The organism is Cellulomonas wangsupingiae, assembly GCF_024508275.1.
Classification (GTDB): Bacteria; Actinomycetota; Actinomycetes; order Actinomycetales; family Cellulomonadaceae; genus Cellulomonas; species Cellulomonas wangsupingiae.
The window spans coordinates 171,001-183,292 of record NZ_CP101989.1 but is presented as its reverse complement, the minus strand read 5'-3'; the positions used below and the strand labels follow the sequence as shown (position 1 = coordinate 183,292).

At 76.6% G+C, this 12,292-nt stretch carries 11 protein-coding genes and 1 tRNA gene; 5 read left to right on the top strand and 7 right to left on the bottom strand.

Annotation, left to right across the window (positions count from 1 at the left end; all coding sequences use genetic code 11):
* Nucleotides 1–88: 88 nt before the first annotated feature.
* Complete coding sequence (locus NP075_RS00805; protein ID WP_227563817.1) at nucleotides 89–1,117, bottom strand: class I SAM-dependent methyltransferase; 1,029 nt, start codon at nucleotides 1,115–1,117, stop codon at nucleotides 89–91.
* Nucleotides 1,118–1,287: 170 nt separating this feature from the next.
* Nucleotides 1,288–1,893: a TetR/AcrR family transcriptional regulator gene (locus tag NP075_RS00800; RefSeq protein ID WP_227563816.1), complete on the bottom strand. Its 606-nt coding sequence runs from the start codon at nucleotides 1,891–1,893 to the stop codon at nucleotides 1,288–1,290.
* Between the two features lie 149 nt (nucleotides 1,894–2,042).
* Between NP075_RS00800 and NP075_RS00795 the strand changes: the two genes are divergently transcribed.
* Both NP075_RS00795 and NP075_RS00790 read left to right on the top strand, forming a co-directional pair.
* Entirely contained in the window at nucleotides 2,043–3,365 is a 1,323-nt protein-coding gene (locus tag NP075_RS00795; protein WP_227563815.1) for a GAF domain-containing protein, read from the top strand.
* Between the two features lie 383 nt (nucleotides 3,366–3,748).
* Nucleotides 3,749–4,312: a DinB family protein gene (locus NP075_RS00790; protein WP_227563814.1), complete on the top strand. Its 564-nt coding sequence runs from the start codon at nucleotides 3,749–3,751 to the stop codon at nucleotides 4,310–4,312.
* 69 nt (nucleotides 4,313–4,381) lie between these two features.
* Here the strand turns inward: NP075_RS00790 and NP075_RS00785 are convergent, their stop codons facing one another.
* On the bottom strand, nucleotides 4,382–4,564 hold the full coding sequence (locus NP075_RS00785) for an Rv0909 family putative TA system antitoxin (protein WP_227563813.1): 183 nt from the start codon (nucleotides 4,562–4,564) through the stop codon (nucleotides 4,382–4,384).
* A gap of 275 nt (nucleotides 4,565–4,839) precedes the next feature.
* Here NP075_RS00785 and NP075_RS00780 point away from each other — a divergent pair, with 275 nt between their 5' ends.
* Nucleotides 4,840–5,748 carry a hypothetical protein gene (locus NP075_RS00780; RefSeq protein ID WP_227563812.1) on the top strand — a complete coding sequence of 303 codons (909 nt, stop codon included), beginning with the start codon at nucleotides 4,840–4,842 and terminating at the stop codon, nucleotides 5,746–5,748.
* A 3-nt stretch (nucleotides 5,749–5,751) separates the two neighbouring features.
* Here NP075_RS00780 and NP075_RS00775 read toward each other — a convergent pair whose 3' ends face one another.
* From NP075_RS00775 to NP075_RS00765, 3 genes are all read right to left on the bottom strand, one after another.
* Nucleotides 5,752–6,672 carry a transglutaminase family protein gene (locus NP075_RS00775; RefSeq protein ID WP_227563811.1) on the bottom strand — a complete coding sequence of 307 codons (921 nt, stop codon included), beginning with the start codon at nucleotides 6,670–6,672 and terminating at the stop codon, nucleotides 5,752–5,754.
* Nucleotides 6,673–6,674: 2 nt separating this feature from the next.
* A complete protein-coding gene (locus NP075_RS00770; RefSeq protein ID WP_227563810.1) occupies nucleotides 6,675–9,299 on the bottom strand; it encodes a circularly permuted type 2 ATP-grasp protein in 2,625 nt (874 codons plus the stop codon).
* Nucleotides 9,300–9,380: 81 nt separating this feature from the next.
* Nucleotides 9,381–10,067: a hypothetical protein gene (locus tag NP075_RS00765; RefSeq protein WP_227563809.1), complete on the bottom strand. Its 687-nt coding sequence runs from the start codon at nucleotides 10,065–10,067 to the stop codon at nucleotides 9,381–9,383.
* 367 nt (nucleotides 10,068–10,434) lie between these two features.
* Here NP075_RS00765 and NP075_RS00760 point away from each other — a divergent pair, with 367 nt between their 5' ends.
* Nucleotides 10,435–11,430, top strand: coding sequence for a hypothetical protein (locus tag NP075_RS00760; protein ID WP_227563808.1), 996 nt, complete (start codon nucleotides 10,435–10,437; stop codon nucleotides 11,428–11,430).
* A gap of 61 nt (nucleotides 11,431–11,491) precedes the next feature.
* Here the strand turns inward: NP075_RS00760 and NP075_RS00755 are convergent.
* Nucleotides 11,492–11,565 (bottom strand) — tRNA-Gly (locus NP075_RS00755).
* A gap of 124 nt (nucleotides 11,566–11,689) precedes the next feature.
* Between NP075_RS00755 and NP075_RS00750 the strand changes: the two genes are divergently transcribed.
* Nucleotides 11,690–12,289 carry a GNAT family N-acetyltransferase gene (locus NP075_RS00750; RefSeq protein ID WP_227563807.1) on the top strand — a complete coding sequence of 200 codons (600 nt, stop codon included), beginning with the start codon at nucleotides 11,690–11,692 and terminating at the stop codon, nucleotides 12,287–12,289.
* Nucleotides 12,290–12,292: the final 3 nt, after the last annotated feature.

The window sequence follows — 12,292 nt, the reverse complement described above, 5'->3', positions numbered from 1 at the left end:
GCCTGGCCCCGCGCCACGCGAGGGTGCTAAGCGTTTCAGGCGGTGGTAGGGCTCCCACGGCGGGTCCGCCGCGGCGCGCGGCGGGCCCTCAGCGCCGGTCGAGCACGTGGATCCGCGGGTGGTGGCCCTTGGCGAAGACACGGGTCGCCGAGCGCGGCGTCCACAGGTCCGCCGCCTCCCGCACGACGCGCTCCATGACCTTCACCTCGTGCGTCAGCACGACCAGGCGCGCACCGGGCGCGCTCACCGCGTGCGCCGCCCGGAGCAGCCCGGCGTGCAGGCGCGGGGCGTCCGCGTGCGAGCCGTGCAGCGTGCCCCACGGCGGGTCGGCGAGCACCACGTCGGCCGCACCGCCCAGCGGCTCGGTCACGGCCGTGCGCAGCGCGTCGGGGTCCGTCGCGTCGGCGCGGAGCAGGACGGGTCGCGGCGGTCGCGCGAGCAGGCGCGCGGCCTCGAGGTTCGCACGTGCCGCGTCGAGCGCCGCGGCGTCCCGGTCGACGGCGACGGCCGCCGCGGCGGGCCCGGCGAGCAGCCGCTCGACGAGCAGCGTGCCGGACCCGGCCATGAGGTTGAGCACGCGGTCGTCGGGCCGGACGCCCGCGAGGCGCGCGACGGCGGCCGCGATCGTCGCGTTGGCGGCACCCGGGAAGTCCGCGACGCGCCAGGCGCGGGCCGACAGGGGCCGCGGGCCGACGCGCACCAGGACGTCCCACCCGGGGTCGGCGGTACCGCGTCGCGGGCCGCGCCGCACACGGACGACCAGGTCACCGTCCTGCGGGTCGTGCAGCAGCCCGGTCGCCTCGTGGAGCAGGCCCGCGAGCCGCGCGAACACCGCGGAGTCCGCACCGGCAGCCTCGAACCGGAACGTCGACGAGCCGGCGACGCGCAGCGAGGCGTACACCGCGTCCACGACGCGGTGCAGGTGCTCGGGGCTCGCGAACGACTTGGGGCGCGGCACGTCGAGATGGACGACGACCCAGGCGGCGACCGCGGTGCGCAGGCCCGTGACGGCCGCCAGGGGCCCGGGCAGGGTAAGGCCGACCGCGTCGTCGCGGCAGGTGACGTCGTGCACGTCGCGCGCCGCGGGCAGCACCTGGGCGACCTCGTCGACGAGCACGTCGCGCAGGCCGGGCAGGTACGTCAGCTCGACGGCCGTCGAGGGTGCGCGCGACGGCGCGGCGCGGCGCTCACCGCCGCGGTGGGCGGGACGGCGCCCCGCGTCACGGGGTCCGGGGCGACGCGGGCCCCCGCGGGCCGGCCCGCCGGGCCGCCCGCTGCGCGCCGCGCTCAGGCGGGCACCGGGACGAGTGCCCCGACCGCTCGCAGGACGAACGCCTCGGTCTGGGCGACGGCGCGCTCACGGTCGGCACCGTCCTCCGGCAGGCCGCGGCCGGTGAGGCACGCGTTGACGAGCGGGACCGTCGTCGCGAGGTCCTGCTCCGGGAAGGCGCCGGACGCGATGCCCGCGTCGAGGATGCGCCGCAGGATCTGCTCGACGACCACGACGTGCTCGCGCACGCGCTGCTGGGCGCCGCGCGAGAGCACCGAGCGCAGCTCGGGGCCGGGGGCCACGTGGTAGACGCGGGTGAGCGACGCCTGCGCGCGGACGTAGGCGCGCAGCTGCTCGACCGGGTCGTCGATGTCGTCGAGCGACGCCTGCAGACCGGCGGCGTACTGCTCCGTCTCGTGCGTGATGAACCCGAGGAGCAGCGACTCCTTGTCGGGGAAGTGGTTGTAGACGGCGGTGCGGCCGACGCCGGCGGCGGCGGCGATGTCCGCGAGCGTGATCACGTCGAAGCCGCGCTCGTTCATCAGCGTGGACAGCGCGTCGAACAGACGACGGCGGGTCTGCTCACGATGCTCGTGCAGCGAGGCCCCGATGATCTTCGGCATGCTGACATGGTCGCACAGGCTGTCAGCAAACCACTGCTCGGGCTCCCTCGGAATCCGACACGATGTGACATTCCTCACGATCCTCCGTCGCTTTCCCCTACAATGACCGCGCACCGCCCGTTCCACCGGCCCGATGAGAGTCCGAAAGCATGAGCCGTCACGCCCATCCCGCGCAGGGCGGGCCCGCCCAGGGGTCCGCGCGCGTCGGACCGGTGCCCGGGGCGCGGGTGGCGGAGCGGTCGACGGCCAGGCCCCACCCGCCGGTCGGCGAGCGACCCGCCTCGGCCGTGCGTGCCGCCCACGAGCGTTTCGTCGCGTCCGGGGACGACCCCGGCCGTCAGGTGCGGCCCGTCGTCGCCGACTCGTGGCGCCGCAGCCGACGGGTCGGCGTCGACCCCGAGCTGCCGACACCCCCGGTCGAGGTCGTGGGCCCGGACCTCGTCGCGCTGCGGACGTCCCACCCCCTGTCCGGCGTCGTGCCCATCGTCCGGCGCCTGCTCATCGAGCCCGGGGCCGACTGGGTCGCGGCGCTCAGCGACGAGACGGGCCGGCTGCTGTGGGTCGACGGCGACCACTCCCTGCGCCGCTCGCTCGACGGCGTCGGCTTCGTGGAGGGCGCCACGTGGCGGGAGGACTCGGTCGGCACCAACGCCCTGGGCACCGCCCTGGCCACGCGCCGGCCCCTGCAGGTCATGGGCAGCGAGCACTGGGCGCGCGTCGTCCACCCGTGGAGCTGCGCGGCCGTCCCGGTGCACGACCCGCAGGGCCGCATGCTGGGCGTGCTGGACGTCACCGGCCGGGACGACGCCGCGTCCTGGATGGCGCTCGCGCTCGTCCGCGCCACCGTCGCCGCCGTCGAGGCGACCATCACCGCCTCCGCCGGCGCGCCGCCGGGCGCCCGGCTCGGCGTCCTCGGCACGCAGGGCGGCACCCTGCACACGCCGTCGGGCAGGCGGCGGCTGACCTGCCGCCACGCCGAGATCCTCCTGCTGCTCGCCGAGCACCCCGCCGGCCTGCGCGGCGACCAGCTCGCGGTCCTGCTGTCCGAGTGCGAGCTGTCCGAGGTGACGGTCCGTGCGGAGATCTCCCGCCTGCGGCGGCTGGTCGGACCGCTGCTGTCGGAGTCCCGTCCGTACCGGCTGACGGCGCCGCTGCAGACGGACGTCGACGTGGTGCGCGACGCCCTGACGATCGGTGACGTCGGCGCTGCGCTGTCCGCGTACGCCGGGTCCGTGCTGCCGCGGTCCGCCGCGCCCGGCATCGCGCGGCTGCGCGATGCCGTCCGCGAGGAGCTCCGGTCGGCGACGCTCGCGTCGGGCGATCCGGCCCTCATCGCCCGCTGGACCGCGAGCGAGGACGGGGCGGAGGACTGGCAGGCCTGGCAGACCCTCGCGCGCGTCGCCCCGATCGGGTCGGCGGCGCACCTGCGGGCCCACACGCGGCTCGCCCAGCTCGACCGCACCCTGCGCTGACGCACCCCCGCCGCCGCACGACGGATTTCGTCGGCACCCGGGCGTGGCGTGCCGCCGGGCGCCCAGGCGAACCGCTTGCGTCCCCCGGTCGACCGACCGGGTGATCCCCGCTCTGACCCGCGCGTCCACCGGTCGGGGGATGCCCTGGACCGCTCGGGTGACGGATCTCGTCGTGCAACGGTTGTGCAACGGTGCGGCGGCTAGCGTGACGCGCGGTGGCATCGACGGCGACGCCTCTCGTGGGAGTCCGTCGCCCAGGTGCCCGGTCGGGCGGCGCGCGGGAGGGGGCGCGTCGCCCGGCCATCACCGGCCCTGGCTCCGCGGGCGTCCACAGATCGCCCGACGGGCTCCCGGCCGGGTCGCGGTCCCGCTAGCGTGGCGACGTGGACACCGACCACCATCCCGAGGCCACCGCCGTGGCAGCCCCGCCCGCGATCGACCCGGACACCAAGGACTGGACGTGGGTCCTGCAGGCCCGTTGTCCCGAGTGCGGGTTCGCCGCCTCGGACGTCGACCCCGCGGGGATCGGCGGGACGGTGCGCGACCTCGTCCCCCGGTGGGTGGCGGCGCTGCACCGCGCCGACGCGCGCGAGCGCCCGGCGGCGGACGTGTGGTCACCGCTCGAGTACGGCGCCCACGTCCGCGACGTCCTGCGGCTCTTCGACGAGCGCGTCCGGCTCATGCTCGACCAGGACGACCCCCTCTTCGCCAACTGGGACCAGGACGCCACCGCCCTCGCCGACCGGTACGACCTGCAGGACCCGGCCGTCGTGGCGGAGGAGCTGGCGGCGTCCGCCGAGGGCACCGCGGGCACGTTCGACGCCGTCGCCGTCGAGCAGTGGGACCGCACCGGCCGGCGCAGCAACGGGTCGGTCTTCACCGTCCGCACGCTCGGCCAGTACTTCCTCCACGACGTCGTCCACCACCTGCACGACGTCGACGCCTGACGCGCCACGGCGCGCCGACGAGGTCGAGGGCACGCCGGGGCCGGGCACCGCGCCCGGCCCCGACCGAGGTCACTGGTCGCCGATCTTCTCGTCCGCCGTGGACTGCGCCTTGTCGAGCTTCTCGTCGTGCTTGCCGCCCGTGGCGGACGAGGCCGCGTCGGACCCCTTCTCGAGCGCGGCGTCGCTCGCCTGCTCGCCCTTCTCGCCCTGCGCCGCGTCGGTCGCCTTGCCCTTGAGGTCGTCGATACCCATGCGTGTCCCCCTGCTCGGTTCTGTCACTGCGGAGGCCGGCCCGGTGCACGAGGCTCCGGGCGGCCGCGCCGGGCGGACCCGGTGCCGTTCCATGCTGCGACGGCCCCGCCGCGCTCGCACCCGCACCGCGACATGCGCGACGAGAGGCCCGGAGCGACCGGTTCCGGACCCGTGCCGCCGACTGTCCCGGCGCGCCGCGCCGCGACGCGCCGTCGCGCCCGTGACGTGTCCGGTTGCGAAACACGGCCGCAGCAAACGCTGTGTACGTTCCGGCCATGATCGAACCGCCCGCGGTTCTCGCCACGCTCGCCGGCAGCCACGTGCTGGCCGTCCCCCGCGGCACCGACCTGGCCGGGCTGGCCCGCGCCTGGTTCCCGGCGGCCCGGTGGGCGCGCGAGCCGGTGTCCGCCGCGCAGGCCGCCGCGTCGCGGCCCATGACCGGGGCCCGCTTCCGCGGCATCGCCGTCGCTCCCGTGGACCCCGCCGGCGTGCTGAGCCTGGACGACGCCGTCGAGGTCACCGGCCCGTACCCCCTCGACGCGGCCGGCGCGCGCGCCCTCGCGCTCCCCGCGCAGGACTGCGACCTCTACGGGCTGCCCGCGGCACCCGTCCCGGGCACGACGCTCGCACCCGGGCTCGTCACGGGGTGGGCGACAGCCGTCGCGCGGCGCACGGGCGGGGGAATCCTGCCCGCGACGCGCGAGCGCGCGGTCGTGCCCGACCCCGCCGCCGCCGTCGACCTCACGCTGTGGTCACCCACGCCGCTGCGGGCGGAGGACGCGCTGCCGCTCGTGCGCCCCGCGCTGTCCGGCAGCCGCCTGAGCCCGGTCGAGACGGCGCCTCCCGGTGCGCCCGGCGGGTTCTCGCTGGCCGCGACGTACGAGTACGACGGTGTCGTGACCGTGCGGTGCGCGCGCTCGAACGAGATGCCGGTCGTGCTGTCCACGACGGACTGGCGCGCGCACGGACCGTGGGCCTACCAGGTGACGTGGCAGCCGCCCGACCCGCACGAGCTCGACCTCCCGCACCCCTCGCAGCTGCACGTCATCGCCCGCCAGCGGGTCGCACCGAGCATCGCCCGCGTCGTCGCGACGCTGTGGCGGACCGCCGGGGGCACGGTCGTCGACGCCGGCGGGTTCGTCGTGCCGCACGAGGAGGTCGACGCCCGCGCGCGGGTGCGCTGACGCTCAGACGAACGGCTCGGACCCCGCCGGCACGAGGTCGACCTCGACGCGCGGCGTCGCCCCGCCGCCCTCGGTGAAGATGACACCTCGCAGCGGCGGCACGTCGTGGTAGTCCCGGCCCCAGCCGAGCACGACGTACCGGTCGTCCACGAGCTGGTCGTTCGTGGGGTCCGCGTCGAGCCAGCCGTGGCCCGGCAGCCACACCGACACCCAGGCGTGGGACGCGTCGGCGCCGCGCAGCTTGGGCCGGCCGGGGCGCGGCCGGGTCTCGATGTACCCCGACGCGTACCGGGCGGGCACGCCGTGCACGCGCAGCGCCGCGATCATCAGGTGCGCGAAGTCCTGGCACACGCCCGCGCCCTGCGCGAGCAGCTGCGCCTGCGTCGTGTGCACGGTGGTCGACCCGGAGCGGTACGTCAGCTCGGTGCGGATGCGGTGCAGCAGGTCGGTGACGACGTCGGCCAGCGGGCGCTCGTCGACGAACGACGCCGCGGCCCACTCCCGCACCTCGTCGACGAACGTGACGTGCGCCGACGGCAGCACCGCCTCCCGCAGGGCGACGACGCCGGCCGCGTCGGTGTGCAGGACGCCGAGGTCCCCGGCCGTGGTGGCGCGCGCGACCGCACGCCACCCCACGTCGGGCAGCGACGCGCGGTCCGGGGCCGCCCGGCTGACCTCGAGGGTCGAGCGCGCGGTCACCACCAGGCGCGTGTGCGACCGCGTGACGCCGAAGTAGGTCGTGGTGTTGCCGAACCAGTCGACGTGCTCGCCGGTGTCCGCCGGCGGCGGGTCGATCGTCAGGGACGTCGCGAGCACCCGCTGGTCGGGCAGGTCCCGGGGCGTCAGCGTCGTGCGCCCGTAGGAGTCGGTGACCGGATGGGCGTAGTCGTACGTGGTGCGGTGCACCAGGTCGTAGGCGCGCACGCTCACAGCAGACCCCCGTCGCTCGGCTCGCCGTACGTCGAGCCCCACAGGTCGTCCAGGGCGCGGCTCGGCGCGGGCCGCACGAAGTGCACGCGCTCGATCTCGTCCGAGGCCTCGCGCAGCCGCCAGAGCATGGACTCCAGCGCGTCGGCGAGGCGCACGCGACGCCCGTCCTCGGCGACCTCGTTGCCGACCGCGACCGTGTCGAGCTCGGCCACGAGCCCGGCGACGCCGTGCAGCAGGTGGTCCCGCTGCGCCGCGGAGCGCGGTGCGGGCACGGCCTCGAGGTCGGCGAGCAACCGGTCGAGCGCGAACGCGAGGGAGCGCGGGTTGGTGCGGTCGTGCACCAGCAGGTCGAGGACGCTCGCGACGCCCGCGGCGGACTGGTGGCGCCGCCGGTAGGTGATGCCCGACTCCGTGGCCAGCAGCACCGACTCCAGCAGCAGGTCCTCGACGTCCGCGGGCCGCCGCACGACGAGCGTCGCCGCCAGCATCGCGACCAGGCGCTGGGCACGTTCGATGCGCCGGCCGGCGTCGAGCAGGTGCCAGCCGACGTCGCGTGTCAGGCCCTCGGCGGCGACGCCCGAGATCGCGAGCAGGCTCTCCAGGACGCGGTCGAGCGTGGGGCGCAGTCCTGCGGTGACGGAGGCGGCGGGGACCGGGCCGACGTCGAGGCCCTGCCCGGTCTGCTGCCGCACGCGCACCCGCGCGCGCTCGTCGCGCAGGGTCCGCTCGATGCGCGCGAGGGGGCCGAACATGTCGGTCGACAGCTGGTCGCGCACCCTCGCGGACGCCGACCCGAGCCGCTTCACCGCGCGCGCCACCGAGCCCGGGGTGCGCTGGTCCAGCAGCAGGTCACGCAGCGCGGGGACGCGCTGGTCCCCGCCCGTCGGGTCCGTCGCGACCGCGCGGTGGCCGTCGTCGGGCAGGGCCGCCGGTGTCAGCGTCTGCAGCAGCACGCCGAGCGCCTGGCCACCGGCCGTGCCGGGGGTGCGGTGGTAGTCGTCCCAGCGGTCGGCGACGGCCCGCAGCACGCGGACCCCGTCCTCGGCGCGCTCGGCGTACCGGCCGATCCAGTACAGGTTCTCGGCGGCGCGCGGCGAGATGCCGTAGCCCGTCGCGCGGCCCGCCCCGGCGGCGACGTCCTCCCGCAGCGCCACGGCGGTGGCCGCCGGCTGCGAGGCCAGCACCCACACGTCCTTGGCGTGGGCGCCGGCCGACGACGAGGACACGACGTGGTCGTCGGCCACCCGTGCCAGCCCGCCCGCCATGACGGTGTAGCTGCCGGCGTGCGCGACCGCGTAGGTGCGCATCACCGCGGCGCGCGGGCCGAGGTCGGCCGGTCCGACGCCCGCCGCGTCCGGGCGGTCCGTGCCGACGCCGGCCGCGGCCGGCTCGACGGTCGGCCCCACGGGCTCCTGCCCGACCCAGTGCCACGGCTCGGCGCTGATCCGCGCCGCGAGCTCGTCGCGCTCCGCCGCGGACAGCGTCCAGCCGAGCACCGTCGTCGTGCGCGGCCCGTGCACGGTCGGCTTGAGGACCAACCGGTCGAGGCGCGCGAGCACGTGCCGCAGCGCACGCTCCTCCCCGCACCACCACGTCCGTGCGGACGCGAGCGTCAGGTCCTGGTCCAGCACCGCGCGCGCGAGCCGCGGCAGGTAGCCCAGCAGCGCGGGGTTCTCCAGCACGGAGGCGCCGAGCGGGTTGACGATGCTGACGGTGCCGTTGCGGGCGGCGTGCACGAGGCCCGGGACACCGAGCCGTGACCCCGCGCGCAGGTCGAGCGGGTCGCACCACTCCGCGTCGACGCGCCGCAGCACGACGTCCACGGGCTCGAGCCCGTCGATCCCCTGCAGGTGCACGCGCCCCGCGCGCACGACGAGGTCGCTGCCCTCGACGAGCGGCAGGCCCAGCATCGAGGCCAGGTACGCCTGGTCGAACGCGGTCTCGCTGCGCGGCCCCGGGGAGAGCAGGACGGCACGCGGCTCGGCGCCGGCCGTCGGCGGCGCGACCTCGTGCAGCGCCTTGCGCAGGGCGTGGAAGAACGGCCCGAGTCGCGCGATCGACGCCTGGCGGTACACCGGCGCGAGGACCTGCGCGGTCACGCGGCGGTCCTCCATCGCGTAGCCCGCGCCCGAGGGCGCCTGCGTGCGGTCCGCGACGACGCACCACTCGCCGTGGCCGTCCCGCACCAGGTCCGTCGCGGTGAGCACGAGCTCGCGTCCGCCGGGCAGGCGCAGACCGTCGACGGCCCGCAGGAAGCCCGGGTGGGACAGCACGGCCGCAGGGGGCAGCACGCGGTCGTCGAGCAGGCGGCGTGCGCCGTACAGGTCGTGCAGGACCGCGTCGAGCACCTCGGCGCGCTGCACGAGCGCGGCGTCCAGACGGGCCCACTCGGGCTCGTCGACGACCACGGGCAGCGGGTCGAGCCGCCACTGCTGGTCGCCGTCGGCCCGGTCGGCGCCGTACGTGACGCCGTGCTCGGCGAGCAGCTGCTCGGCCTGGCGTGCGGCGCGCGCGAGGTCGCCCTCGGTCGGCGCGGCGTCGGGCGGCAGCCAGGCCCAGTCCGGCCGGTGCGCGATCGTCCCGTCGCCGAGGAGGCGCGGCGACGAGAGCAGGTCGGTCACCCGGGCAGTCTTGCGCACCTCCGACGCCGGTGCGGCACGCCGGGCCGTGCGGGTGCGACCGGCACGGCCCGACGGGCGCGGTCAGCCCTCGACGACCAGGGCCCCGTAGCCGTAGAGCGCCGGGGTGAGCTCGAGATGCAGGTCCGCCGGGTCGGCCGCCGCGAACGCGAGGGCGAACTGCAGCGTCCCGCCCGCCGGGACGCTGACGTCCGGCCCGGTCAGGCCGATGCCCTGGTCGGGGTCCCAGACGTTGACGGCCTCGCTCCCGCCCGACGTGGCCGCCACCTCCAGCGTGTTGGGCCGGAACCCCTCCTCGGTGCCGTTCGTGACGACGACCTGCACGCGCACCGGCACGCCCTGCTCGAGGCCCGTGGCGTTGTCGCTGGGCTCGTAGGGCTGCGGGACCCCCACGACGACCTCGAGGCCGTCGCCGTACGTGTGCGCCTGGCCGAACTGCACCACGGACCCGGGGTGCTCCCGCGCCCCCTGGTGCTGGTCGACGCGCGGCGGTGCCGTCGCGGGCGCCCCGGGGAAGGCGATCTGCAGGACCACGGCGAGGGCCGCCAGGGTGACGAGCACGACCACGACGACGCCGGCGACGACGGCACGGCTGCGGTGCTCCGGCTCGTCGGGCTCGGGGACCGTCACCGCGGTCGGTGCTGGCGTGCCGACGCCGACGAGGGTCGTCGGGACACCGGACCGGGGCGTGGGGACGGAGGCGAGGCCCTGCAGGCGCGTCCTACGGGCGTCGGGGCGTTCGGTGGTCACGCACATCTCCTGAGCTCGGCGGCAGCGGGATGCCGGTGAGGCACCCGACCTGACGGCCCACCGCCGTGGGGAGTGTGCGGACAGCACGACGCAGCCCCGACGACGGAGGGGGTCGGGACGCTCCGCATGCGTCGACGACGCCGGAAACCTAGCGTCCGCCTCACTCGTGCGAGCGCGCCTAAACGCTTACGACCAGCGCTTTCACATCAGGCTCTCACCCAGTGACAACAGCCTGTGACCTCAGTCGCACGCGGCCCGTCGGCGCGGCCTGCAGCACGGCGGCGGAGGCGGACGACCCCGGGCGGCGGGTGCCGGACTAGCGTGCGCAGCACCGGGGCGACGACGCCCCGCAAGGACGGAGACCGGCGTGACGACGGACGCGGCGGGCACGAGCGAGTACGACCGCTTCGGCCCCTGGATCGACGAGGTCCGCACACCGTCGGACGTGCCGCGGCTGTTCCGGGACCACCCCCTCGACCTCGACGCCGCCCGCCTCGTGCTCAAGGTGCCCCGCAACATCGCGCGCCGCGACGCGACGCCCGACATGGACCTGTACGACCACCTGCTCGTGCTCGACGCCCACGCCCTGACCACCCTGAGCCGGCGCCCGGCGGTGGCCGCAGGCCGCCGCGGCGGCGCGAGCCCCGCCGGGTTCTCGACATCCACGGTGCCGCTCGTCGACGTCGTCGCCGTCCGCGACGACGTGTCCCTGCTCGACGGCCGCCTGACCATCCGCACGCGCGACGGGGCCGAGCTGTCGGTGCCGTACAACGGGTCCGCCCAGGCCAGGGTCGCCGACCTCGTGGCGGGGCTGCGGGTGGCCGCGGCCGACGCCGGGCCCGGCGTCGTCGGCCGGGCGCTGCGGGACGCGGCCCGCGCGGCGGGACCCTCGCCGCTGGAGCCGGGCCACGACGACGTCGCCCTCGCGAGCGCGATGCGCGAGATCGTCCGGCGGCACCCCGAGGTCACGCCGTCGGCCTGCCACGGCCGCGTGCCGCTGCGGCCGGACGCCACGGGCCTGCGCGGGCGGGCGCGGCTCGCGCTCCACGCCCTGTCGCCGGCGACCCTGCACGGGGCCGTCCTCGCCACCGACGACGTCGCGCTCGAGGTCGTCGGGCGCCACGCCTGGGTCCTGCGGGGTCGCAGCCCCGTCCACTCCCGGTCCCGGCTCGTCGTGCCGCTGGCCGCCCTCGACGGCCTGCACGTCGCGCCCCACCCGGTGTACGCGCTCGCCACCACGGCGACCCTCACCGCCGGGGAGGCACGCCTCGAGCTGGTCGTGCCCACCGGCTCCGTCGCGCACGCCCTCCTGAGCGACGCGGCGACCCGGGCCGCCGACGCGGGGGCGCGCACGGCCCGGTAGCCCGGGCACGCCGACGACGAAGGGCCGGACCGGAGCGTGTGCCCCGACCCGACCCTCGGCATGGAGCGGGTGACGGGAATCGAACCCGCGCTATCAGCTTGGGAAGCTGATGTTCTACCATTGAACTACACCCGCACGACGCCCTCGCAGGCGCTGCGGCGTTGATCCTACCCGGTGCACGGGGTCCTGCTTCAACTCGTCCCGCCTGCGGACGGACGCGTCCCTGGCCCCGACGCCGCGCGGGTGGCAGGGTCGGCGCGTGACCGCGACGATGCGCCCGTTCCACCCCAGCGACCTGCCCGGCATGTACCGCGTGTGCCTGCTGACGGGGGCGGCCGGCCAGGACGCGACGCCGCTCTACCGCGACCCCGACCTGCTGGCGCACCTGTACTGCGGCCCGTACCCGGTGGCCGACCCCGGCCTGAGCCTGGTCGTCGTCGACGCGGGGGAGATCGCGGGCTACGTGGTGGCGACGGCCGACACGGCGGCGTTCGACGCGTGGTGCGAGCGCTCCTGGTGGCCCGCCCTGCGCACCCGGTACCCGCTCGGGGACGACCCGGGCGACGGCACCGAGGACCACGTCCTCGTCGAGCGCATCCACCACCCCACGCCGTCACCGGAGCCGCCGGACGCCCCCGCGCACCTGCACATCGACCTGCTGCCGCGGCTGCAGGGCCAGGGCTGGGGACGACGGCTCATCGAAGGGCTGTCCGACGCCCTGCGGGCACGCGACGTGCCGGGCGTCCACCTCGGCGTGGACGCCCGCAACACGCGTGCGATCGCGTTCTACGAGCACCTGGGCTTCCGGCGCGACGAGACGTTCGCGTGGGGTCGCCGGCTCGTCCTCGACCTGCGGTAGGCC